Here is a 24467-nt window from a genome sequence, read left to right on the forward strand (position 1 = left end):
GATACCCGCCATACGCCGGTGCGAGTCTAGGGCGCCGCAACGCCGCCGATATTGTCCGGGATCATGCCGAGGGCTGAATCCGTTGAGCGGGTCGAAGGCTATGGGTTGGCATTGAATATTGTTGTTATTACTACTTTGGCCGGCTTGATAGGCGTAATTTTCGGGTTTACTGTGGTGCGCGTTGTTTGAACTACAAAAATAATTCGAGTTTGGAGTCGATGCCATGCATCCTCACTTTTCTGCAGTTGCCGATCATCGAACGGCCTTCGCTCCGGAGGAGTTCAAGTGAAACTGGCTCTGGTCGGTGATATCGGTGGTACCAACGCACGCTTCGCCCTGTGGCGTGACGAGCAACTGGAGGCGGTGCAGGTTCTGCCGACCGCCGATTTCGCTGGGCCGGAGCAGGCCATTGCCGCCTATCTGCAGGCCCAGGGTCTGCAGCCGGGGGCCATTGGCTCGGTATGCCTGGCCTGTGCCGGGCCGGTCAGCGGCAACCTGTTTCGCTTCACCAACAATCACTGGCGCATCGACCGTGCGGCGTTCTGCGAGGCGTTGCAGATCGACCGCCTGCTGATGGTCAACGACTTCTCCGCCATGGCCCTGGGCATGACCCGCATCGCCGAGCACGAGCGTGTGCAGGTGTGCCCGGGCGAGCCGCAGGCAGACCGTCCGGCCCTGGTGATCGGCGCTGGCACCGGTCTCGGTGTCGGCACGCTGCTGGAGCAGGCGCAGGCGCAGGGGCGCTGGCTGGTGCTGCCAGGTGAGGGCGGCCATGTCGACCTGCCCATCGGTAGCCCGCGCGAAGCCGAGCTCTGGCAGGCTCTCTATCGACAGCTGGGCCACGTGCGCGCCGAAGATGTGCTCAGTGGCAACGGCCTGCTGGTGCTGTATCGAGCCATCTGCGAGCTCGACGGTCAGCCGCTGCAGCATGTGACGCCGGCGGCGATCACCGCTGCCGGCCTGGCGGGCGAGCCTGTTGCTGGCGAAGTGCTGGAGCAGTTCAGTCGCTGGCTCGGGCGTGTGGCCGGCAACAATGTGCTGACGTTGGGCGCGCGCGGCGGGGTGTACATCGTCGGCGGCGTGGTGCCGCGTTTTGCCGAGCGTTTTCTCGCCAGCGGTTTTGCCAAGAGCTTCAGCGACAAGGGTTGCATGAGCGATTACCTTCACGGCATTCCAGTGTGGCTGGTGACGGCCGAGTATCCCGGCCTGACCGGCGCCGGTGTGGCCTTGCAACAGGCATCGGAACTTAGCCCGGATGCAATCCGGGAGAAGCATTGATAGCGCCCCGGATTTGATCCGGGCTACACAGTCATAACAAGAAAGGTGGCGGACCATGAGCCAGCCCGGCAAATCGATTCTGCTGGTCGATGACGACCAGGAAATTCGCGAACTGCTCGATACCTACCTGAGTCGTGTTGGCTTTCAGGTGCGCGCCGTGGCCGACGGCGCCGCCTTCCGCCATAGCCTGTGTGCGGAGTCGGCCGACCTGGTGATTCTCGATGTGATGCTGCCCGACGAGGACGGCTTCAGCCTGTGCCGCTGGGTGCGCGAGCACCAGCGCTTCGCCCAGGTGCCGATCATCATGCTCACCGCCAGCTCCGACGAAGCCGACCGCGTGATCGGTCTGGAGCTGGGCGCCGACGACTACCTCGGCAAGCCGTTCAGCCCGCGCGAATTGCTGGCGCGGATCAAGGCCTTGCTGCGCCGCGCGCAGTTCACCCTGGAGCGCAGCGGCGAGGTGCTGGCCTTCGAAGATTGGCGCCTGGACATGGTCAGTCATCGGCTGTTTCACCGTGACGGCGAGGAGGTGATTCTGTCAGGTGCCGACTTCGCCCTGCTCAAGCTGTTTCTCGATCACCCGCAGCAGATTCTCGACCGCGACACCATCGGCAACGCCACCCGTGGCCGCGAGGTGATGCCGCTGGAACGCATCGTCGACATGGCCGTCAGCCGCCTGCGTCAGCGCCTGCGCGATACGGACAAGCCGCCGCGGCTGATCCGCACCGTGCGTGGCAGCGGCTACCAACTGGCGGCCACGGTCAGCCTGCAGGCCGGCGATGGGCGTTAACCCGCGGCGCTGGCTGCCGCGCTCGTTGCTCGGGCGCATGCTGCTGCTCACCTTGCTGGCGATATTGGCAGCGCAGACGCTGTCCAGCGTGATCTGGCTGTCGCAACTGCGCGCTACCCAGCTCGAAGGCCTGGTCACCACTGCGCGCAGCCTTGCGCATTCGATGTCCGCCAGCGTGCGTTACTTCCGCTCGCTGCCGGTGGCGTATCGGCCGCTGGTGCTCGATCAGTTGCGTAGCATGGGTGGCACGCGCTTCGTGGTCAGCCTCAATGATCGTCCGCTGCAGATGGAGTTGCTGCCGGTCACGCCGCGCAAGCAGGCGGTGACCGAGGCGGTGGCCGAAGTGCTACACCAGTCGCTGGGCACTGCCGCGGACATTTCGGTGACCTTCGTCAGCCCGGATGACCTGCGCATCTTCAACGGCGGCCTGAAACTCGACGAACTGCCGCGCTCCTGGGCGCATTACGCGCTGACTCTGGAACCGGTCAATCCCCCCGTGTTGGTGACGCAGATCCAGCTGGCGCCGGGGGAGTGGCTGTACATCGCCTCGTTGCTGCCCGAACCCTACACCAGTCTGGAGGAGCCCATCCTGCCGACCCAGCAGCTGTGGTTCATCCTGCTGACCACGGCCTTCCTGCTGCTGTTCATTGGCTTGCTGGTGCACCTGCAGAGCCGCCCGCTCAAGCGCCTGGCGCGCACCGCGCGGCATATGTCGCTGGGCGCCGAGGTGGAGCCGGTGGCCGAAGGTGGAGGCCGCGAGGTGGTCGAGGTGGCCCGTGCGTTCAACGCCATGCGCGAACGCATCAGCCGCTACCTGACCGAGCGCAGCCAGCTGTTCAGTGCCATTTCCCATGATCTGCGCACGCCCATCACGCGCCTGCGCCTGCGCGTCGAGCTGCTCGACGATGAAAGTCTGCAGACCAAGTTCGGTCGTGATCTGGATGACCTCGAGCTACTGGTCAAAGGCGCGCTGCAGTGCGTGAAGGACACCGACATTCACGAGAACATCGAGCCGGTGGACCTCAACCACTTGCTGCATTGCCTGGTCGAACCCTGCCTGGCGCCGGCAGGCAACGGCCGCGTGACCCTCGATGGCGAGGCCTGCGCGCCGTATCCGGGCAAGCCGCTGGCGCTGCGCCGCTGCATTGGCAACCTGATCGACAACGCCTTGAAGTACGGGCACAACGCGCATCTGCATATCGAGGACGACAACGCAGCCTTCGTCCTGCATGTCGATGACGACGGCCCAGGTGTGCCGGAGCAACGCCTGGAGCAGGTGTTCGAGCCGCATTTTCGCCTGGCCGGGCAGCAGCAGGGCTACGGCCTGGGCCTTGGCATCGCGCGCAACATCGCCCACAGCCATGGCGGTGAAGTCAGCCTGCGTAACCTGCGCGAGGGCGGCTTGCGCGTCACCCTGCGTCTGCCGCGTACGCCAGAGTGAATGTCACCGAACGGTGACAAAGGCGCGCGCTTTCGTGACCGGAGCCACGGATGGCACTGACTAGAATCCGGCTTCGACCCAGCGGCATCAAGCCGCGCTGCGTATGGAGCACAACCGTGAAAGCACCTGCCTGGCGCCCCGACAGCTGGCTATGCCAGCCCGCTCACCTCACCTGGCTGAATGACGAAGGCCTGCGCCTGCTGCCGTTCGCACGTGGGGCGAAGGTCGAGCAGGGCTTCGCCGCGCTCGATGCGCACGGGCGCTTGCCCGAGGGCGCGATTGCCGAGCTGATTCACACCACGCGCATGACTCACTGTTTCGCCCTGGCACATATCCAGGGCGTTCCCGGCTATGCCGCGCTGGTCGACCATGGCCTTGCTGCACTGCGCGGCGCGCTGTGGGACGAGGCGCACGGCGGCTGGTTCGCCGATGCGACGCGCAGCGGCGGCAAGTCCGCCTACCTGCATGCCTTCGTCGCGCTGGCGGCCAGCTCCGCCAGGGTCGCTGGTCGTCCTGCCGCGCAGGCGTTGCTCGATGACGCTATCGAGATCATCGAGCGGCATTTCTGGAGCGAAGAGGAGGGCGCGCTGCGCGAGAGCTTCAACCGTGACTGGCGTGATGAGGAGGCTTACCGCGGCGCCAACAGCAACATGCATGGCGTGGAAGCCTTTCTCGCCCTGGCCGATGTCACCGGCAATGCGCTCTGGTTGCAGCGCGCGCTGCGTATCGCCGAGCGCCTGATCCATCGGCACGCCGCCGCATGCGGGCACGTCGTGGTCGAGCACTTCGATGCGCACTGGCAGGCGCTGCCGGAGTACAACGCGGATAACCGCGCCGACCCCTTTCGTCCTTACGGCAGCACGCCTGGTCATGCTTTCGAGTGGGCGCGCCTGCTGCTGCATCTGGAAGCGGCGCTGGCCCAGGCCGGGCTCGCCGCGCCAGACTGGCTGCTGGCCGATGCCAAGGGTTTGTTCGCCAGCGCCTGCCAGCATGCCTGGCAGGCTGACGGTGCGCCGGGGTTGGTCTACAGCCTCGACTGGAACCAGCAACCGGTGGTTCGCGCACGCCTGCACTGGGTGCATGCCGAGGCCGTTGCGGCGGCGGCGGCGCTTGTGCAGCGAAGCGGCGAAGCGGCCTACGAGCAGTGGTATCGGCAGGGCTGGGCGTTCATCACCGAGCATTTCATCGACCTGCACGGCGGTAGCTGGCACCACGAACTCGATGAACACAACCAGCCGGCCGCCCGTATCTGGGCTGGTAAGCCCGATCTCTACCACGCCTACCAGGCATTGCTGCTGCCGCCTCTGGCGCTAGCGCCGAGCTTGGCCACGGCGCTTGCCGCCGATGTAACGAGGCGGTGACATTCATGCATCCTTTCGTTACCCGAGCCGGCAACGACCCTGATTACACTCCCTGTTAACGCAAGCGCCACGACTTGCCCGATAACAACAAGAAAGGTACTCCGATGAACGCTATTACTCGCCTCGCTACCGCCGTTTCTCTCGCCTCCATGTTTCCCTTCACCGCGCTGGCCGCCGACTCCAAAGGTACGGTGGAAGTGGTGCATTGGTGGACCTCCGGTGGTGAAGCTGCTGCGGTGAAGGTTCTGCGTGACCTGGTCGAGAAGGATGGTTTCACCTGGAAAGACGGCGCCGTGGCCGGTGGCGCCGGTTCCGCCGCCATGACCGTGCTCAAGACCCGTGTGGTGTCCGGCAACCCGCCGGGGGCGGCGCAGATCAAAGGTCCCGACCTGCAGGAGTGGGGCGCGCTGGATCTGCTCGCGCCACTGGATGAAGTGGCCCAGGCCAACGACTGGGATGGCCTGCTGTCGAAGACCGTTGCCAAAACCATGCAGTACGACGGTCACTACGTCGCGGTGCCGGTGAACATCCACCGGGTCAACTGGCTGTGGATCAATCCGCAGGTGTTCGAGAAGGCCGGTATCGACAAGGCGCCGATCACCCTCGACGAACTCTACGCTGCCGGTGACAAACTCAAGGCTGCCGGCTTCATCCCACTGGCCCACGGCGGCCAGCCCTGGCAGGACAGCACCGTGTTCGAAGGCCTGGTGCTGAGCATCATGGGCGCCGAGGGCTTCCACAAGGCGTTCGTCGAGAACGACGAGGCGACCCTGACCAGCGCGCAGATGACTGAGGTGTTCACCGCGCTGAAAAAACTCTCCACCTACATGGACGACAACCGCGCCGGGCGCGACTGGAACCTGGCCACCGCCGAGGTGATCGACGGCAAGGCTGGCATGCAGATCATGGGCGACTGGGCCAAGAGCGAATGGACGGCCGCCGGCAAGGTGGCAGGCAAGGACTACCAGTGCGTGCCGATGCCGGGCACCGCCGGCAGCTACACCTACAACATCGACTCCATGGCCATGTTCAAGCTCAAGAACGAAGGCGATATCGCCGCCCAGCATGCCCTGGCACGCATCGCCCTGGAGCCTGAGTTCCAGTACGTGTTCAACGAGAACAAGGGCTCGATTCCGGTACGCTCGGACCTGGACATGAGCAAGTTCGACAGCTGCGCCCAGGCCTCGATGAAGGATTTCCAGGAGGCCGACAAGAACGGCAAGCTGGAACCGAGCATGGCCCACAGCATGGCCACCAACCTCGCCGTGCAGGGCGCCATCTTTGATGTGGTGACCAACTTCATGAGTGAGAAGAACGCCGACCCGAGCAAGGCCGGCGCGCAGATCTACGCAGCGATCAAGGCTGCTCAGTAGCGCCACCGGGCCGGCGCTGCCGGCCCAACTCCCAAGCACCGCCTCGCACGACAGGGCTCTGGCCCCGTCAGGGCGGCGCTCGGCCCGGATTTCACTTCGCCAACTGGTAATGTCCGATGAGTGTCACCACGGTAATGACCAAGACCTCCCCACTCGATGTACTGCAACGCTGGCTGCCCAAGTTGGTGCTGGCGCCGAGCATGCTGGTGGTGCTGGTCGGTTTCTACGGCTACATCCTCTGGACCCTGGTGCTGTCGTTCACCAACTCCAGTTTCATGCCCAGCTACAAGTGGGTCGGACTGCAGCAGTACATGCGCCTGATGGACAACGACCGCTGGTGGGTCGCGAGCCAGAACCTGCTGGTGTTCGGTGGCCTGTTCATCGGCATCAGCCTGGTGATCGGCGTGTTCCTCGCGGTGCTGCTGGACCAGCGCATCCGCCGCGAAGGTTTCATCCGCACCATCTACCTGTACCCCATGGCGCTGTCGATGATTGTCACCGGCACCGCCTGGAAGTGGCTGCTCAACCCCGGCCTGGGTCTGGACAAGATGCTCCGTGACTGGGGCTGGGAAGGCTTTCGCCTCGACTGGCTGGTGGATCAGGACCGGGTCATCTACTGCCTGGTTATCGCAGCGGTGTGGCAGGCCTCGGGCTTCGTCATGGCGCTGTTCCTGGCCGGGCTGCGCAGCGTCGACCAGTCGATCATCCGCGCTGCTCAGGTGGATGGGGCAGGGCTGCCGACCATCTACCTGCGCATCGTCCTGCCGAGCCTGCGCCCGGTGTTCTTCAGCGCGGTGATGATCCTCGCGCACATCGCCATCAAGAGCTTCGACCTGGTGGCGGCGATGACCGCAGGCGGCCCCGGCTACTCCTCCGACTTGCCGGCGATGTTCATGTACTCCTTCACCTTCAGCCGCGGCCAGATGGGCATCGGTTCGGCCAGCGCGATGCTGATGCTGGCCGCGATCCTCACGCTGCTGGTGCCGTACCTCTATTCGGAACTGCGAGGCAAACGCCATGAATGATGCGAGCGTCGCGCAGCGACGATCTGCCGCTGACCTTCTGCCCTCGGGAGACAGTGGCGCAAAGCGCCGGATGAGGGCGATCAGCCCGAGCCGCCTGGCCATCCACGCCACCCTGCTGTTTGCCGCCGCGCTGTACCTGGTGCCGCTGGTGGTGATGCTGCTGACCAGCATCAAGACGCCCGAGGACATTCGCACCGGCAACCTGCTCTCCTGGCCCGAGACCTTAACCCTGATCGGTTGGGTCAAGGCCTGGAGCGTGGTCGATGGCTACTTCTGGAATTCGGTGAAGATCGCCATTCCTGCCGTGCTGATTTCCACCGCCGTCGGCGCGTTGAACGGCTACGTGCTGTCGATGTGGCGCTTCCGTGGCTCGCAGCTGTTCTTCGGCCTGCTGCTGTTCGGCTGCTTCCTGCCATTCCAGACCGTGCTGCTGCCGGCCTCGTTCACCCTCGGCAAGCTGGGCCTGGCCAATACCACGGCCGGCCTGGTGCTGGTGCATGTGGTCTACGGCATCGCCTTCACCACGCTGTTCTTCCGCAATTACTACGTCACCGTGCCCGATGCCCTGGTGCGCGCGGCGCGGCTCGATGGCGCCGGGTTCTTCACCATCTTCGGGCGGATTCTGCTGCCCATGTCGGTGCCGATCATCATGGTCTGCCTGATCTGGCAGTTCACCCAGATCTGGAACGACTTCCTCTTCGGCGTGGTGTTCGCCAGTGGCGACGCGCAACCGATCACCGTGGCGCTGAACAACCTGGTCAACACCAGCACCGGCGCCAAGGAATACAACGTCGACATGGCCGCCGCGATGATCGCCGGGCTACCGACCCTGCTGGTCTACATCGTGGCTGGAAAGTACTTTCTGCGCGGCCTGACGGCCGGCGCGGTGAAAGGCTGACGCCTCAGAGATTGGAGAACGCAACATGGCTACCCTCGAACTGCGCAACGTCAACAAATCCTACGGCAGCGGCCTGGCCGACACGCTGAAGAACATCGAACTGTCGATCGATTCTGGCGAGTTTCTGATCCTGGTTGGCCCGTCCGGCTGCGGAAAGTCCACTCTGATGAACTGCATCGCCGGGCTGGAAAGCATCAGCGGTGGCGCGATCCTGGTGGACGGCGCCGACATCAGCGGCATGAGCCCGAAGGATCGCGACATCGCCATGGTGTTCCAGTCCTACGCGCTGTACCCGACCATGAACGTGCGCGACAACATCGCCTTCGGCCTGAAGATGCGCAAGATGGCCCCGGCTGACATCGACGAAGAAGTGGCGCGGGTGGCCAAGCTGCTGCAGATCGAGCACCTGTTGCAGCGCAAGCCCGGCCAGCTGTCCGGCGGCCAGCAGCAGCGCGTGGCCATGGGCCGGGCGCTGGCGCGGCGACCGAAGATCTACCTGTTCGACGAGCCATTGTCGAACCTCGACGCCAAGCTGCGCGTGGAGATGCGTACCGAAATCAAGCTGATGCACCAGCGCCTGAAGACCACCACGGTGTACGTCACCCACGACCAGATCGAAGCCATGACCCTGGGCGACAAGGTGGCGGTGATGAAGGACGGCATCATTCAGCAGTTCGGCACGCCACAGCAGATCTACAACGACCCGGCCAACCTGTTCGTCGCCAGTTTCATCGGTTCGCCGCCGATGAACTTCATCCCTGTGCGCCTGCAGCGTCGCGATGGCCAGTGCTGGGCCGTGCTCAGCTCGTCGCTCGGCGTCGCCGGGCAGGCGCGCTGCGAACTGCCGTTGGGCGAGCTGGAGGCAGGCATGGAGAACCGCGACCTGATCCTCGGTATTCGTCCCGAGCAGATCCAGTTGGCTGCCGACGACGGTACTGAGGCACCGAGTATCTGCGCCGAAGTGGAGGTCACCGAGCCCACCGGGCCGGACACCCTGGTGTTCGTCAACCTCAACCAGACCAAGGTCTGCTGCCGCCTGGCGCCGGACATGACGCCGCAGGTGGGTAGCACGCTGTCGCTGCGTTTCGAGCCGAGCCGGGTGTTGCTGTTCGACGCCCAGAGCGGCGAGCGCCTGCTGGCAAAAAAGCGCCAGGCCACTGACAACAAGGTGGCGCAATTGAAGCGCGGTTAGCCGTGTAGCCGGATGAAATCCGGGCTCTGCCGAAACAACCTTCCGCATTGCATCCGGGCTACGCGACGTACCCAGTCACGTAGGAGGTGTCGTGCGCACCAGGGAAACGAAAAACCGTCGCTGCGGCGGCTATTCCGCAGCATCGCTCAATAAAAACAATCAGGAGCAACGATGAAGACCACACAGCAAACCCTCACCTGTTCACTCGGCGCCCCCTGCTTGCTGGCACTGGCTTTGGCCACCCCGCAGGTGCAGGCCGTCGAGTTCACCGGCTACGTACGCAGCGGTATCGGTGGCGCGGACACCGGCGGCACGCAGCAGTGCTTCCAGTTACCGGGGGCGCAATCGAAGTACCGCCTGGGTAACGAGTGCGAGCAGTACATCGAGCTGGATTTGCGTCAGGATCTGTTTCGCCTGGACGACGGCTCGGTGATCAGCGTCGAGGGCATGGCCCAGCTCTACAACCAGTACGGCCACACACCGAAGTTCACTGGTGACTATGGCTCCGCGCGGATGAACCAGATGTACGCGGAGTGGAGCAACATGCCGGCGCTGAACGGTGGTTCGCTGTGGGCCGGACGGCGTTTTTACAAACGTAACGACATCCATATCTCCGACTTCTACTACTGGAACCAGAGTGCCACCGGTTTCGGTATCGACGAGATGAAGATCGGCGACCTCAAGTACAGCTACGTGTTCTCGCGCAAGGACAACTACGACCAGGAGCCCTATATCAACCGCCACGATTTCAACGTTGGCGGCTTCCAGGTCAACCCCGGCGGCGAGCTGGAAGTGGGCGTCAGCTACATCGACAAACCGGATAGCACCGACAGCCACAGTGGCTGGGCGGTGACCGCGCAGCACAAGCAGCAGGACTTTCTCGGTGGGGTCAATACCGTCGCTCTGCAATATGGACGTGGGCCGGGCACCGCACTGGGCTACACCGGTGATCCGACCCTCGACAGCAGCAGTAGCAGTTGGCGTCTGGTGGAGTTCTTCGACTTCCAGATGACCCCGCGTCTTGGCGGCCAGGTGCAGCTGGTTTATCAGCGTGACAAGCGTCCGGATGGTGCGGATCAGAACTGGCTGTCCGTCGGTGGCCGTACCAGCTATGCCTTCACCGAGCAGTTCAAGCTGGTCGGCGAGATCGGTCGCGATCAGGTCGAGGCGCCCGGTGGTACGCGCAAGCTGACCAAGTTCACCATCGCGCCGACCTGGTCGCCCTCAGGTCCTGGCTTCTGGGAACGTCCGGAAATCCGCCTGTACTACACCTACGCCAGCTGGAACCGCGCTGCGCAACAGGCCGCCAACCTGTTGGCCGACGGCTCGGCATTGTCCGAGAACGGCGCCTTCGGCAGCGCGCGCAACGGCTCCAACTTCGGTGTGCAGGTGGAGTATTGGTGGAAGTAGAGCGCTCCCAGGATGTGCCCGCTTTATATCAGTCGGTGCGCATGGCGCACCCTACGTAGGTGGCGCAGGTCATCCGTAGGGTGCGCTGTGCGCACCAGGTGTCAGAGCAACCCCGCCACCAGGCGCCCGAGCACTTCCATGGCCTGTTCGCTGCGCGGGCTCCATGGATGGCCGTAGTTGAGCCGTGCGCAGTGGCGAAAGCCCTGGCTGGCGGAGAAGATCGGCCCCGGCGCCAGGCTGATGCCCTGGGCCAGCGCCAGGCGCAGCAGTTGCAGCGAGTCCAGGCGCTCGGGGAATTCGAACCAGAGGAAGTAGCCACCCGAAGGCCTTGTGACCCGCGTGCTGGCGGGAAAGTGTCGGGCGGCGGAGGTGAGCATCGCGCTCTGTTGCATTTCCAGCGAGTGGCGCAGCTTGCGCAGGTGACGGTCATAGCCGCCGTGCTGCAGGTAGTCGGCCAGCGCCGCCTGTGCCGGCACCGACGGCGAGATGGTGGTCATCAGCTTGAGCCGGGCGATCTGTTCGGCATAGCGCCCGCCGGCTACCCAGCCGATGCGATAGCCCGGCGCCAGGCTCTTGGAGAAAGAGCTGCAATGCATCACCAGCCCTTCGCGGTCGAAGCTCTTCACCGGTTTGGGCGGGTGACTGCCGAAGTACAGCTCGGCGTACACGTCGTCCTCGATCAGCGGTACCTGATGCTCGACCAGCAGCTCGTACAGCGCCTGCTTCTTGGTCTCGCTCATGCTGGCGCCGAGCGGGTTCTGCAGGCTGCTCATGAACCAGCAGGCCTTGATCGGCAGTTGCTTGAGGCTATCGGACAGGGCACCCAGGCCGATGCCTTCGCGCGGGTGCACGGGGATTTCCACGGCCTTGAGCTGCAGGCGCTCCAGCACCTGCAGGCAGGCGTAGAAGGTGGGGGACTCGATGGCCACCAGGTCGCCCGGTTGGGTCACGCACTGCAGGCAGAGGTTGAGCGCCTCCATGGCGCCGTTGCTGATCACCAGCTCCTCCATCGGCAGCATCACGCCGCTGACCATGTAGCGCAGGGCGATCTGCCGGCGCAGGTCGGCGTTGCCGGCGGTCATGTCGGCGATGATCTCGTGCGGCGAGAGCATGCGCAGCGCGTGCGCCATGCTCTTGGCCAGACGCGGCAGGGGGAACAGGTCGGGGCTGGGGAAGGCCGAGCCGAAGGGGACGGTATGCGGGTCCTTCAGCGAGGCGAGTACGGAGAACACCAGTTCGCTGACGTCCACCTCGGTGGTCTGCGCCGCGTGGGCGGTCAGTTCCGGCTCGTGCAGCGGGCGTTTGGCGTGTTCGCGGACGAAGTACCCGGAACGGGCGCGGGCCTGGATCAGGCCGCGATCCTCCAGCAGGTAGTAGGCCTGGAACACGGTGGACGGGCTGACGCCGTAGGTGCGGCTGGCATGGCGCACCGAGGGCACTTTCTCACCGGGGCCGAGCACGCCGGTACGGATCAGCTCGGCGATCTCGTCGGCAAATTTTTCGTAGCGTTTCATCCTGTCCTGGTTCACCGCCGCAAAGGGTACGGGCGAACACTTTACGGGGTGAGCGGCAGACATGGCAGTGCCTCGTGAGTGGGGATGTATATCGACTGTAGGAGCGGCTTCAGCCGCGATCGATGCGGCGCAGCGGTTTCGCGGTTGAAACGCAATGCCGCCCAGCCGCTCCTGCAAGGCTCGTGGCACCCGTAGCCCGGATGCAATCCGGGCAGCGGACAGCGGCCGCCCCGGATTTCATCCAAGCCACGAAGTCTCAACGCAGCGGTGCCAAGAAGGTGCTCTTGGTGCTCACATGGCTCTGCGAATCGGCCTTGTCGCGCACTTCGAAACGCAAGGTCTGCGGCCCGGCAGCGTTGTGCGACGCCGTCAGCGCGACGCTTACCGGCAGGTCGCGAATCTCCCCCGGCGCCAGGTTCAGCGTGCTTGGGCCATGCAGCTCGAAGTCGCCGGGCTCGACCAAACTGATGGCATAGCTGCGCGGCTGCTGGGTCTTGTTGATGATCTTCAGGCTGTAGATGTTCTCGATCTGGCCCAGAGCGTTCTCGCGGAACAGGCCACGGTCGCGGGTCACGTCCAGCGAGATCAGCGGGCGTTCGGCCAGCGCCCAGACGAAGGCGCCGATCATCACTGCCAGCATCGCCGCGTAGCCGATCAGGCGAGGGCGCAACCAGTGGGTCTTGCCGCCGGCCAGCTCGTTCTCGGAGCTGTAGCGCACCAGGCCACGGTCATAGCCGAGCTTGTCCATGATGCTGTCGCAGGCATCGACGCAGGCGCCGCAGCCGATGCACTCCAGTTGCAGGCCGTCGCGGATGTCGATGCCGGTGGGGCAGACCTGCACGCACATCGTGCAGTCGATGCAATCGCCCAGGCCTTCGGCCTTGTAGTCGGCGTCCTTGCGGCGCGGGCCACGGTTCTCGCCGCGGGCGGCGTCGTAAGAGATGACCAGCGTATCGCTGTCGAACATCACGCTCTGGAAGCGCGAGTAGGGGCACATGTCGCGGCATACCTTTTCGCGCAGCCAGCCGGCATTGATGTAGGTGGCTGCGGTGAAGAACAGTACCCAGAACGCCGTGGTGGCACCGACTTCGAGGGTCGCCAGGTCAAGCGTCAGTTGGCGCACCGGAGTGAAGTAGCCGACGAAGGCCAGGGCAGTGACCAGGCTAACCGCGAGCCACAGGCCGTGCTTGGCGCTGCGCCGTGCCAGTTTCTGCAGCGACCAGGGCGCGGCGTCGAGCTTGATGCGCTGGCCGCGGTCGCCCTCGGTGATCTGCTCCACGCGCATGAACACCCAGGTCCATACGCTCTGCGGGCAGGCGTAGCCACACCAGACGCGGCCAGCCAGCACGGTGATGAAGAACAGGCCAAAGGCGGCGATGATCAGGATCGCCGAGAGCAGGATGAAATCCTGTGGCCAGAAGGTCGCGCCGAAGATATGGAACTGGCGGTTATCCAGATCCCAGAGCACGGCCTGGCGGCCGTGCCAATCGATCCAGGCGGTGCCGAAGAACAGCAGGAACAGCAGGCCGGCACCGAGCAGACGCAGGTTGCGAAAGCGTCCGGTGAAGCTGCGCGTATGGATCGGTCCGCCGGCCTGGGCCGGTGTCAGGCGGATGGGTTTGCTCGGGTCGATGGTCTCGACGCTGCGCACGGGGATCAGATCGGTCATTTAGTTGCCCTCATCAGGCGTTTATCAGGCTGGCGCCATGATCCGGGGGCAACTGATCGCAAAACAGGCTCAGGTTTTCGATAAAAAAGCGGATCAGATGACCGCGTTGGACGTAGGGAAAAATGTCAGAAAGGTCGCCAGGCCCTGCCATTTCTGGCGTCTGGAGCTTTGCCGTCTGGCTATGCAACGTATGCCCTGCGACATCGCGCCGCGCCAATCAGTGACCTGCGCTGGTCACTGTCGTGTCTATCTGATCCGCTTTTTTAAGGCTTTTCTGGCGCTGTTTTCGGTGCACGCCTGGCAGGCATAGTCGACGCCCCGTGATCAGGAGGCCTGCCTGCATGTACCAATACGACGATTATGACCGCGCGCTGGTGCGCGAACGCGTCGCCCAGTTCCGCGACCAGGTACAGCGGCGCCTGGCCGATGAACTGAGCGAGGAGGAGTTTCTGCCGCTGCGCCTGCAGAACGGCCTGTACCTGCAAAAGCATGCCTACATGCTGCGCGTGGCCATCCCTTACGGCACCCTGTCGGCCAAGCAGATGCGTGCGTTGGCGTATATCGCCCGCGAGTACGACCGCGGTTACGGCCACTTCACCACGCGGCAGAACATTCAGTTCAACTGGATCGAGCTGGAGCGTGTGCCGGACATCCTCGACTGGCTGGCCGATCACGACATGCATGCCATCCAGACTTCCGGCAACTGCGTGCGCAACGTCACTACCGAGGCTTTCGCCGGCGTCGCTGCCGACGAGTACCTCGACCCACGCCCACTGGCCGAGATCCTTCGTCAGTGGTCGACGGTCAATCCGGAATTCCTGTTCTTGCCGCGCAAGTTCAAGATCGCCCTGTGCGCGGCTGAGCAGGACCGCGCAGCCGTTCAGGTGCATGACATCGGCCTGCAGCTGTATCGCGACCAGGCCAACGAGCTGCGTCTGCGTGTGCTGGTCGGCGGCGGCCTTGGGCGTACGCCGATCATCGCCCAGACCCTGCGCGAGGGTCTGCACTGGCAGGACTGTCTGTCCTACGTCGAGGCCATCCTGCGCGTGTACAACCGCCACGGCCGACGCGACAACAAGTACAAGGCGCGGATCAAGATCCTGGTCAAGGCCCTTGGCATCGAGGCCTTCGCTAATGAGGTGGAGCGCGAGTGGCAGCCGATCAAGGACGGCCCGGCGCAACTGACCGAGGACGAGTACCAGCGCGTCGCGGCCTCCTTCCACAAGCCGGACTACGTGCCGCAGGACGCCCTCGACCTCGACTTCGGCACCCACCTGGCGCGCGACGAGGCCTTCGCCCGTTGGGTTTCGCGCAATGTCATGGCACACCAGGTGCCCGGTTACCTCAGCGTGGTGCTGTCGACCAAGCCCGGCATCAGCGCTCCGCCCGGCGACGTCACGGCCGAGCAGATGGAGGCCGTGGCCGACTGGAGCGAGCGCTACGGCTTCGGCGAGATTCGCGTCGCCCACGAACAGAATCTGGTGCTGCCCGATGTACGCAAGGCCGACCTCTACGCGCTATGGCGGGAGGCCGAAGCAGCCGGGCTGGGCACGGCCAACGCCGGGTTGCTCACCGACATCATCGCCTGCCCCGGTGGTGATTTCTGCTCGCTGGCCAACGCCAAGTCGATCCCCATTGCCCAGGCCATCCAGCAGCGTTTCGACGATCTCGACTACCTGCATGATCTGGGCGAGCTGAGCCTGAACATCTCCGGCTGCATGAACGCCTGCGGCCATCACCATATCGGCAACATCGGCATCCTCGGCGTCGACAAGAACGGCAGCGAGTGGTACCAGCTCACCCTCGGCGGCAGCCAGGGCCAGCAGGCGGCGCTGGGCAAGGTGATCGGCCCGTCGTTCGCTGCCGAACAGGTGCCCGAGGTGATCGAGCGCATCGTGCGTACCTACGTCGATCAGCGGCAGGTCAACGAAGGCTTTCTCGACACCTTCCAGCGCATCGGCCTGGAGCCTTTCAAGGCGAGCGTGTACAGCCGCGAGGAGGTGGCATGAATAACCTGATTCGCCTGGTCGAGGGCCAGGCTTGCATCGTCGACGATGATCCCTGGCAACTCGACGCTGAGGCTGACGCGCCATTGATCCTGCCGCTGGCGGCCTGGCGTGAGCGGCAGTCTGTGGAGGTGCTGGAGGGTAGGGCGGTGAGCGCCGATGGCTTGCTGCTGCAGGTGGATGACGAGCCGGAGGCGCTGCAGCCGTTTCTCACCAGTCTGCCGTTGATCGCCATCGACTTCCCCAGTTTTCGCGATGGCCGTGGCTACAGCCAGGCCTACCTGCTACGTACCCGACTGGGCTGGCGCGGCGAGTTGCGCGCGGTGGGCGATGTGCTGCGCGACCAACTGGCGCACATGCGCCAGTGCGGCTTCGATGCCTTCGCCGTGCGCGCCGACAAATCGCTGGAAGATGCACTCAAGGGCCTGCAAGGGCTCAGTGTGTTGTATGGTCGCTCGGTTATCGAGCCGCGTCCGCTGTTTCGTCGGGGGCGCCATAAGGAGGAGTCGAGATCATGATGGTGCGTGGCCTGTTCTGGCTGGTATTGCTGCAATTGTTCGGCGTGGCGCTCAATCACTGGCTGTTGCCGATGCTGCCGGCCTCGATCATCGGCCTGCTGCTGCTCTCGGTCTGGCTGATGTGGCGCGGGGCCGTGCCCGAGCCGCTGCAGCAGGCCGCCGGTGGTTTACTGCCGTATCTGCCGCTGCTGCTGGCCGTACCGGCCTCTGGGATCATGACCAGCAGCGATCTGCTGCTCGGTGAGCTACCGGTGATTGTCACCGCGCTGGTGCTGTCGTTGCTGGTGACCGTGCCGTTCTGTGGCTGGTTGCTGCAGACGCTGATCCGCCGTCAGGAGCGCAAGGGATGACCCTGTTGACTCATCACCCGCTATTCGCCATCGCACTGACGCTGGCCGCCTTTCTGATCGCCGCCTGGCTCTATCGCCGCAGCGGCTGGCTGCTGCTGCAGCCGGTTCTGGTGTCGGTGACGCTGATCGTAACCACCTTGCTGCTGTGCGGGGTGGACTATGCCACCTACCGCGCTGGCGCCGAGCCCGTTGCCTGGCTGCTGGGGCCGGCCACCGTGGCCCTGGCGGTGCCGCTGCAACATAACATCAAGCGCATCCGCCAGTTGTTCTGGCCGGTGCTGATCACCCTTACGGCCGGCGGTGTGCTGTCGGTGGCGTTGACCCTGGCCATCGGCTGGGCGCTGGGCGCCGACTGGAGCGTGGTGATGAGCCTGGCGCCGAAATTCGCGACCATGCCGATTGCCATGCCGGTGGCCGAGCAGATCGGCGGCGTGGCGTCGCTGGCGGCGGTGATGGTCATGCTCACCGGTGTGATTGGCACGGCCATGGGGCCGCTGCTGCTACGTTGGGCGGGCGTCGATCACCCGGCGGCGCGTGGCCTGAGCTACGGCATCAACGCCCATGCCATCGGCACCGCCCATGCCTTGCAGGAAGGGGAGGAGTGCGGCGCCTTCGCCGCCCTGGCGATGAGCCTGCTGGGTATCGGCACTGCCTTGCTGCTGCCTCTGCTGCTGGCCTGAATCGGGCGGGATTCCGCCATTTCCAAGGGGCTCTTTACGTGGTGCTGGCGAGTTCTCGCCAGCACCGAGCCTGCTGTGTGGCAGAAAGCCGCATTCGGCCTGCTGAATCCATTCAGCGGCACGCATATTGCTCTAGCACGCGACGCGATCGGAACACGCCCGCCAAGAGGCCTGGAACCCCCTTCCTTTTGCCCTGTCGCAGATCTGCGGCTATCGCTCATGTGCGGCCCAAACGGCCGCTGCCCGAAACCTTGCCTGCACGGCCCTTGCCGTCGTGCGACGAATAGGACTGTCCCATGAAAAAAATCCTGCTGACGCTGCTTTGTCTCAGCGTGATCGGTTGCTCCAAGCCCCGCGAGCCCGAGAAAACCGTCGACGTGCTGCTGATCGGCGCTGGCGTGATGAGCGCCACCCTCGGCACCTACCTCCACGAGCTGCAGCCGGACTGGAGCATCGAAATCTACGAGCGCCTCGACAAGGTAGCCGCTGAAAGCTCAAATGGCTGGAACAACGCCGGCACCGGCCACTCGGCTTTCTGCGAGCTGAACTACACCCCGGAAACCGCCGACGGTGGCATCGATATCAGCAAGGCCATCGCGATCAACGAATCGTTCGAGATCTCCAAGCAGTTCTGGGCCACACAGATCGAGCGCGACGTGCTGAGCAAGCCCAAGAGCTTCATCAACATCACTCCGCACATGAGCTTCGTCTGGGGCGACGACAACGTCGAGTACCTGCGCAAGCGCCACGCCGCCCTGCAGCACAGCAACCTGTTCCGCGGCATGGAGTTCACCGAGGACCACGCGCAGATCGCTCAGTGGGTGCCGCTGATCATGCAAGGTCGTGATCCGCAGCAGAAGGTTGCCGCCACCCGCATGGCCATCGGTACCGACGTCAACTTCGGCGAGATCACCCGTCAGTTGATCGACTCGCTGATTGGCAAGGAGCAGGCCAGCCTGCACCTGGAACACGAAGTTCGCGACCTGCAGCGCAACGATGACGGCACCTGGCGCGTGACCGTGGCCGACCTGGCCAAGGGCGGCGCCGAGCAGAGCATCAATGCACGCTTCGTGTTCATCGGCGCCGGTGGTGGTGCGCTCAAGCTGCTGCAGAAATCCGGCATCGAAGAAGCCAAGGGCTACGCCGGCTTCCCGGTTGGTGGCCAGTTCCTGATGACGCGTAACCAGGACGTGGTTGCCCAGCACCTGGCCAAGGTCTACGGCAAGGCGTCGGTCGGCTCGCCGCCCATGTCCGTGCCGCACCTGGACACTCGCGTGATCGACGGCGAGAACGTGCTGCTGTTCGGCCCGTTCGCCACCTTCTCCACCAAGTACCTGAAGAACGGCTCGCTGCTCGACATGTTCAGCAGCATGACCACTGACAACTTCATGCCGATGGTCAACGCCGGCATGGACAACTGGTCGCTGAGCACCTACCTGATGGGCCAACTGATGCTCAGCCAGGAAGACCGCATGGCCTCGCTGCGCGAGTACTTCCCGGAGGCGCAGGACGCCGATTGGGAGCTGATCAATGCTGGCCAGCGCGTGCAGATCATCAAGAAGGATGCCGAGAAGGGCGGCGTGCTGCAGTTCGGCACCGAAGTGGTGACCTCTGCCGACGGCAGCATCAGCGCGCTGCTGGGCGCCTCGCCGGGTGCCTCCACTGCCGCGCCGATCATGCTGCACCTGATCGAGAAGGCCTTCGCTGACAAGGTCGCCACTCCTGAGTGGCAAGCGCGCCTGAAGGAGATCATCCCGTCGTACGGGCAGAAGCTGAACGACGACCTGGCACTGACCAACCGTATTCGTCAGTGGAGCAGCGAGCGTCTCGAGCTGCAACACATCGAAGTGGCGCCTGACGTGGAAATGGCCGCCGAGCCCGAGCCGACGCCCGTGACGCTGTAAGGCTTTAACCGCTGTAAAAGAACCCGCCCTGCGTGATGCGCAGGGCGGGTTTTTCTTGGGTCGCTGATATTCGTGAGCTGAATCTTTCGCGGCTGAAGCCCCTCCCGCAGATCCCGCCGTGGCTGTGGGAGGGGTTTTAGCAGGGTGATTGCTCAGTTTACGTCCGGGCGATGGGCAGGCTGATCACTCCGTCAGCGTCATCAGAATATCGGCATACCAGGTGCAGTTCAGACCCAGCGCCTCGTCCTGATCCTCGTCGCGATTGCCGAGCAGGCGGGTCGAGTGGATGCCGAGCAGATGCCAGGGCAGGTCGCCATCGACGCTGGCGCGCTTGACTACGGGCGCGCCACTGATGCCGCGATGGGTGCGGCCGTCGGTGAGAAAGTAACCCAACCCTTGAAAGCGCAGACCGAAAGAGGAGGCCAACCCGGCGTGACGCGCCACCGGCATGCGGTGCAGGGTGTCCTGAAATCCCAGCGGGAAGCCGACCACCAGCAGCGTCGAGCCAATTTCTACATGTTCGTCGGCTTGTAGCAGGTGCTGCGGGGTGAAGGCCTGGTAGGCGCCGCCGTTGGGAAGAGCGGCCTGATCCAGCTCGATCACCGCCACATCGATCTCGCCTGCGCCATCCATGCCTTGTCGCCACAGCTGCTGCTCGCCGTCATACAGCGGAATGGAGAAGCTGACGGTGCTGGCCAGGTTGTTCGCGTCGGTATGCAGTTCGATCTGCAGACTGTCCGGCTGGTGGCCATTGGGCTCGTCGAGGACGACATGGCGGCTGGTGACGAGAAACAGCCGTTGCTCCCGGCGGAAGAAGAAACCACTGGCGTTGGTCAGTATCTGCCCCGCGGCCAGGGTGGTGATGCGTGCAGCGCTCAACATCAGGGAGTCGATCATGGCCAGGGCCTCCTGCCAGTATGTGGTCTATCACTGACTGCCAAACCCGTGACAGGTTCGTCTGGTGATCTCGAGCCGGCGCCATGGTGGATGTAACACGTGACATCCATCCGAGGCAGTAGCGGGGCGGTAGGGTGCGCTGTGCGCACCGGTGACTAAGGTGATTCGAAGGTGCGCACAGCGCACCCTGCACACATCACGGCGCGGCCGGTTCATCTTCGTTGCGGTCCAGTGCCACCTGGCGGATCGACAGGCGAATCTCCGCTGGCAGAACGCGCTTGGCGGCGCCTTCGGCAAGCTCGCTGAGCAGCGGGTGATGGCTGAGCTTGCCGGCTTCGTCCTGGCGCAGTACGCCCTGATCCAGCAGGCTCTGGATAAAGTGGCGGAACAGGCTCTTGTCGAAGAACTCCGGTGCGTTCAGGCCATGCAGGATCGACAGGCGCTGGGCCATGACCGTGCACAGATCCTCCAGCTCCTCGGCGCTGATCGCGTTCTGCCCGGCGTTGAGCAACAGGGCGATGGCCATGTAGAAGCGCTGCAGAGTCTGCGCCACCGAGCGCGAAAGCAGCGTCAGCAGCACGAACTGGCGTGAGCTGGGCGCCGGGCGCACGTACACGTCGCCCTCGACCTTGAGCAGGCCCTGTTCGACGAACGCCGCCAGCCACTGGTCGATCACGCCTTCCAGTTCGCTCTGTTCCCAGCGGATGAACAGCTCGGATTGCAGATACGGATACAGCGCGCCGGCATAGCGCAGGATCTGCTCGCGGCTGATCCGCGCGCTGCTCTGGAAGAAGCTGGCCAGCAGCGCCGGCAGGGCGAAGATATGCAGCACGTTGTTGCGGTAGTAGGTCATCAGGACGGCGTTCTGCTCGTCCAGATAGAGAATCTTGCCCAGCGCATCCTTCTGTTCGGCCAGCAGGTCCATGCCCTTGACGTGCTCGATCAGCGCCGCGCCGTCGCCTTCCGGCAGGGTGGTATGCGGCGAGTAGGGCACCGCGCGCAGCAGCGCCAGATACAGGTCGAGTACGCGCGCCAGGGCGCGGTCGTCCAGGGCCAGCTTGCTGGTGGACAGCAGTGCCAGGGCTACCAGGTTGACCGGGTTGATCGATGCCGCCTCGTTGAGGTGGCGCGCCACGCGCTCACCGAGGCGATTGGTGGTGTCGTTGAGCCAGGCCGGGCGGTACTGCGGGCCCAGCTCCTGTTCACGCCAACCCGGCTGCTGCTGGTCGAGGAATTCGGCCAGCTTGATCGGCTCGCCGAAGTTCACCGAGACCTGGCCGAAGCGCTGCTTGAGCGCGCCGAGCACCTTGAACAGGTCGAAGATCGATTCCTTCTTCTTGCTCGCGCCGCGCAGCTCGCCCAAGTAGGTGCGGCCTTCCAGCACGCGCTCGTAGCCGATGTACACCGGCACGAAGACGATGGGCAGGCGGTTGCTGCGCAGGAAGCTGCGCAGGGTGATGGCCAGCATGCCGGTCTTCGGTCGCAGCATGCGCCCGGTGCGCGAACGGCCGCCCTCGACGAAGTACTCAACCGGGAAGCCCTTGCTGAACAGGGTGTGCAGGTATTCGTTGAACACCGCCGTATACAGCGGGTTGCCCTTGAAGGTGCGGCGCATGAAGAAGGCGCCGCCCCGGCGCAGCAGACCGCCGATCACCGGCATGTTGAGGTTGATGCCGGCGGCGATATGCGGCGGCGTCAGGCCATTGCGGAACAGCAGGTAGGACAGCAGCAGGTAGTCGATGTGGCTGCGGTGGCAGGGTACGTAGATCACCTCGTGGCCCTGGGCGATGTCGCGCACGCCTTCGACGTTGTGCACCTTGATACCGTCGTAGATCTTGTTCCAGAACCAGCTCAGCACCAGTTCGAGGAAGCGGATCACCGTGTAGGTGTAGTCCGAGGCGATCTCGTTGCCGTAGCGCAGCGCCTGGGCTTCGGCCTTTTCCAGGCTGATCTTCTCACGCTCGGCTTCCTCGGCAATCGCCTGGCGCACCATCGGGTCATGCACCAGCCCCTTGACCAGATTGCGTCGGTGCGACACGTCCGGGCCGATCACCGCTGCCTTCTGGTTGCGGAAGTGCACACGCAGGATGCGGTGCACCATGCGCAGGGTGCGCTCCTTGCCCTTGTCCTGCTCGACCAGTTCGCGCAGGTGAATCGGCGTGGAGAACTGCACACGGGTCTTGCGCCCGAGAATCAGGATGCTGACCAGTCGGCGCAGGCGCCCGGTGACTGCCCAACTGTCGGCGAACAGCAGTTTCCAGGGGCTGGTTTCGCGGTCCGGCGACTGCCCCCAGAACACGCTGACCGGGACGATCTGCGCGTCGTCCACGGCATGCTGGCTGAGGGCGGTGACCACGCGATCGAGGGTTGGCGAGATGCCGCGCTTGTCCTGGCGGCCGAACCAGTCCGGCTCCGGCGTCAGGTAGAAGAAGGCGGCGGGCTCGATATGTTCCCCGACCGCTACCGGCAACACCGGGCGCGGCAGGCCGGCCTTGGTGCACTCGCGGTCGACCACTGCCAGGTCGCTAACCGAGGGCTGCTGCAGCACGTAGAACACCGGCTTGCTGCGGTCGAGCTTGAGGGTGAAGGCGGACTGGTTGATGGTTTCCGAGCGTACCCAGAGGTACAGCAGGCGGCGCAACGATCCGAAGACGAGGCGGCGGAAGGGGGAACGGGTCATACGGACTCTGCTTGTATGGCAAAACGAGCGGTGGCTCGGGAAGGGCGCTAGTGTGCCGCAAGCCCGCCTGGCCGGCAAAAAACTTCCGGGAGAAGTTTTTGACGTCGCTCCGCGACGGCCCTTGAGGTGGCCGCCATGGATGGCAGGACACAAAAAACTCGTGCGTCCAGGCAGTCAGCCCGGCCAGCATGCAGGCAGCGTATGACGAAAAAACGGTCGATGACTCAGCACCCGTTGATCAACAGAACTGCAAAGCGGGTCCCGGGTTCCCGATTGGAATACCGAGTCAGCTCGACCCGATGCTGCGGCACGCCTCCTGACGCTGGTTGCGTTGGTGTACCGGGTAGGAGCGAGCTCTGCTCGCGAAGCTCTTGCGCTTGGGGGTTCGCGAGCAGAGCTCGCTCCTACAGGTGTTCCTGTAGTGGGGGCCGAGTCAGCCGACCACGTCGCTGCGATGTTGCTGCAGGGTCGTAGGGTAGGCCGGGCGGCGATCCGCTTCAGCGTAGTAGGGTGGGCTTCAGCCCACCAAGTTGTGATCTCGCAATTCAGCAGCTTTGGCCGGGGGCATACCGCTTCAGTCCAACAGGAGTTGTGGTCTGGTGGCCGGCGCGATCAGCCGCGGGCCTCACGCCAACTTCATCACTACCACGCCAGCCGCGATCACCGCGCACGCCACCAGGCGAATCGGTCGCAACCTCTCCTTCAGCAACACCACCCCCAGTAGCACGGCGAATACCACGCTGGTCTCGCGCAAGGCCGAAACCAATGCCACCGGCGCCTGGGTCATGGCCCAGATGACGATGGTGTAGGCTGCCATCGACATCGCCCCGCCAGCCAGCCCGCCACGCCAGTGCGGGCCCAGCTGCAGGAAGGCGCGCGGCCCTCGGCTGATGGCCAATACCGCAGCCATCACCACACCGTTGACGGTGAACAGCCACAGCGAATAACCCAGCGCATCGCCATTGTTGCGCGCGCCCATGGCATCGCTGAGGGTGTAGCCGGCGATGAACACTGCCGTCATCAACGCACAGCCCAGCATCGCCCCCTGTGGCGCCTTGTGATGGCCGCCGCGCAGCGCCATCAGCCAGATGCCTAGCACCAGAACCAGCAACCCCAGCAACTGCAGGGCACCGAGCCCGTCATGCAACAGCAGCAGCGACAGCTGGGCGACCATCAGCGGTGAGCTGCCCCGCGCAATCGGGTAGACCTGGCCCAGGTCGCCGTACTGGTAGGCGCGGGCGAGGAAGAAGTTGTAGCCAATATGCAGCAACGCCGACAGCGCGATCCACGGCCAGGCCGAGGCTTGTGGCAGCGCCACCAGCGGCAGGGCGCAGAGCGCCACCAGGCCGGCACCGATCTGAATCAGCGTGGCGGTGAGGAAGCGATCCAGACCAATCTTGAGCAGAGCGTTCCAGCCGGCATGCAGGGCAGCGGCGGCGATGACGGCGAGAAAGACCGTGGTTTCCAAGGCAGGCCTCGAA

Annotated in this window: 20 protein-coding genes; 15 read left to right on the forward strand and 5 right to left on the reverse strand. The window is 64.4% G+C overall.

Annotated elements, in window-relative coordinates; translation table 11 throughout:
* The first annotated feature begins 285 nt into the window (after positions 1-285).
* The 9 genes from CXP40_RS18375 (at position 286) to CXP40_RS18415 (ending at position 10768) form a co-directional block, all read left to right on the forward strand.
* Positions 286-1278 carry a glucokinase gene (locus CXP40_RS18375; RefSeq protein ID WP_106734933.1) on the forward strand — a complete coding sequence of 331 codons (993 nt, stop codon included), beginning with the start codon at positions 286-288 and terminating at the stop codon, positions 1276-1278.
* A gap of 55 nt (positions 1279-1333) precedes the next feature.
* Positions 1334-2068: a response regulator gene (locus CXP40_RS18380; protein WP_106734934.1), complete on the forward strand. Its 735-nt coding sequence runs from the start codon at positions 1334-1336 to the stop codon at positions 2066-2068.
* Positions 2058-3509: an ATP-binding protein gene (locus tag CXP40_RS18385; protein WP_106734935.1), complete on the forward strand. Its 1452-nt coding sequence runs from the start codon at positions 2058-2060 to the stop codon at positions 3507-3509. The genes CXP40_RS18380 and CXP40_RS18385 overlap by 11 nt, the downstream gene beginning before the upstream one ends.
* 116 nt (positions 3510-3625) lie before the next feature.
* Positions 3626-4870: an AGE family epimerase/isomerase gene (locus CXP40_RS18390; protein WP_256579482.1), complete on the forward strand. Its 1245-nt coding sequence runs from the start codon at positions 3626-3628 to the stop codon at positions 4868-4870.
* A gap of 104 nt (positions 4871-4974) precedes the next feature.
* Positions 4975-6243, forward strand: coding sequence for an ABC transporter substrate-binding protein (locus CXP40_RS18395; protein ID WP_106734937.1), 1269 nt, complete (start codon positions 4975-4977; stop codon positions 6241-6243).
* A 116-nt stretch (positions 6244-6359) separates the two neighbouring features.
* Entirely contained in the window at positions 6360-7268 is a 909-nt protein-coding gene (locus CXP40_RS18400) for a carbohydrate ABC transporter permease (protein ID WP_106734938.1), read from the forward strand.
* A gap of 70 nt (positions 7269-7338) precedes the next feature.
* Entirely contained in the window at positions 7339-8166 is an 828-nt protein-coding gene (locus CXP40_RS18405) for a carbohydrate ABC transporter permease (protein ID WP_106734939.1), read from the forward strand.
* A 25-nt stretch (positions 8167-8191) separates the two neighbouring features.
* Positions 8192-9358 carry an ABC transporter ATP-binding protein gene (locus CXP40_RS18410; protein WP_106734940.1) on the forward strand — a complete coding sequence of 389 codons (1167 nt, stop codon included), beginning with the start codon at positions 8192-8194 and terminating at the stop codon, positions 9356-9358.
* A 171-nt stretch (positions 9359-9529) separates the two neighbouring features.
* On the forward strand, positions 9530-10768 hold the full coding sequence (locus CXP40_RS18415) for a carbohydrate porin (RefSeq protein WP_106734941.1): 1239 nt from the start codon (positions 9530-9532) through the stop codon (positions 10766-10768).
* A 101-nt stretch (positions 10769-10869) separates the two neighbouring features.
* On the opposite strand, the gene mapR is transcribed toward CXP40_RS18415, so the two are convergent.
* Both mapR and ccoG read right to left on the reverse strand, forming a co-directional pair.
* Positions 10870-12282: a GntR family transcriptional regulator MpaR gene (gene mapR, locus CXP40_RS18420; protein ID WP_106734942.1), complete on the reverse strand. Its 1413-nt coding sequence runs from the start codon at positions 12280-12282 to the stop codon at positions 10870-10872.
* Between the two features lie 256 nt (positions 12283-12538).
* Positions 12539-13951 (reverse strand): cytochrome c oxidase accessory protein CcoG, encoded by a 1413-nt coding sequence (ccoG, locus tag CXP40_RS18425; protein WP_106734943.1) that lies wholly within the window; start codon positions 13949-13951, stop codon positions 12539-12541.
* A 37-nt stretch (positions 13952-13988) separates the two neighbouring features.
* Between ccoG and CXP40_RS18430 the strand changes: the two genes are divergently transcribed.
* From CXP40_RS18430 to CXP40_RS18455, 6 genes are all read left to right on the forward strand, one after another.
* A complete protein-coding gene (locus tag CXP40_RS18430) occupies positions 13989-14261 on the forward strand; it encodes a hypothetical protein (RefSeq protein WP_106734944.1) in 273 nt (90 codons plus the stop codon).
* 31 nt (positions 14262-14292) lie between these two features.
* Positions 14293-15960 carry a nitrite/sulfite reductase gene (locus CXP40_RS18435; protein WP_106734945.1) on the forward strand — a complete coding sequence of 556 codons (1668 nt, stop codon included), beginning with the start codon at positions 14293-14295 and terminating at the stop codon, positions 15958-15960.
* Positions 15957-16475 carry a DUF934 domain-containing protein gene (locus CXP40_RS18440; RefSeq protein ID WP_106734946.1) on the forward strand — a complete coding sequence of 173 codons (519 nt, stop codon included), beginning with the start codon at positions 15957-15959 and terminating at the stop codon, positions 16473-16475. The genes CXP40_RS18435 and CXP40_RS18440 overlap by 4 nt, the downstream gene beginning before the upstream one ends.
* Complete coding sequence (locus CXP40_RS18445) at positions 16472-16825, forward strand: CidA/LrgA family protein (RefSeq protein WP_003462101.1); 354 nt, start codon at positions 16472-16474, stop codon at positions 16823-16825. The genes CXP40_RS18440 and CXP40_RS18445 overlap by 4 nt, the downstream gene beginning before the upstream one ends.
* A complete protein-coding gene (locus tag CXP40_RS18450; RefSeq protein WP_106734947.1) occupies positions 16822-17505 on the forward strand; it encodes an LrgB family protein in 684 nt (227 codons plus the stop codon). The genes CXP40_RS18445 and CXP40_RS18450 overlap by 4 nt, the downstream gene beginning before the upstream one ends.
* A gap of 296 nt (positions 17506-17801) precedes the next feature.
* Complete coding sequence (locus CXP40_RS18455; RefSeq protein WP_106734948.1) at positions 17802-19409, forward strand: malate:quinone oxidoreductase; 1608 nt, start codon at positions 17802-17804, stop codon at positions 19407-19409.
* A gap of 183 nt (positions 19410-19592) precedes the next feature.
* Here the strand turns inward: CXP40_RS18455 and CXP40_RS18460 are convergent, their stop codons facing one another.
* The 3 genes from CXP40_RS18460 to CXP40_RS18470 all read right to left on the reverse strand — a co-directional run bounded on the left by CXP40_RS18460 (position 19593) and on the right by CXP40_RS18470 (position 24454).
* Positions 19593-20306 (reverse strand): serine protease, encoded by a 714-nt coding sequence (locus CXP40_RS18460; protein WP_106734949.1) that lies wholly within the window; start codon positions 20304-20306, stop codon positions 19593-19595.
* A 196-nt stretch (positions 20307-20502) separates the two neighbouring features.
* On the reverse strand, positions 20503-22986 hold the full coding sequence (gene plsB / locus CXP40_RS18465; RefSeq protein WP_106734950.1) for a glycerol-3-phosphate 1-O-acyltransferase PlsB: 2484 nt from the start codon (positions 22984-22986) through the stop codon (positions 20503-20505).
* 625 nt (positions 22987-23611) lie between these two features.
* Positions 23612-24454 (reverse strand): EamA family transporter, encoded by an 843-nt coding sequence (locus CXP40_RS18470; protein WP_106734951.1) that lies wholly within the window; start codon positions 24452-24454, stop codon positions 23612-23614.
* Between the last annotated feature and the right edge of the window lie 13 nt (positions 24455-24467).

It is taken from the genome of Pseudomonas sp. YY-1, from assembly GCF_002843095.1.
GTDB classification, from domain to species: domain Bacteria; phylum Pseudomonadota; class Gammaproteobacteria; order Pseudomonadales; family Pseudomonadaceae; genus Aquipseudomonas; species Aquipseudomonas sediminis_A.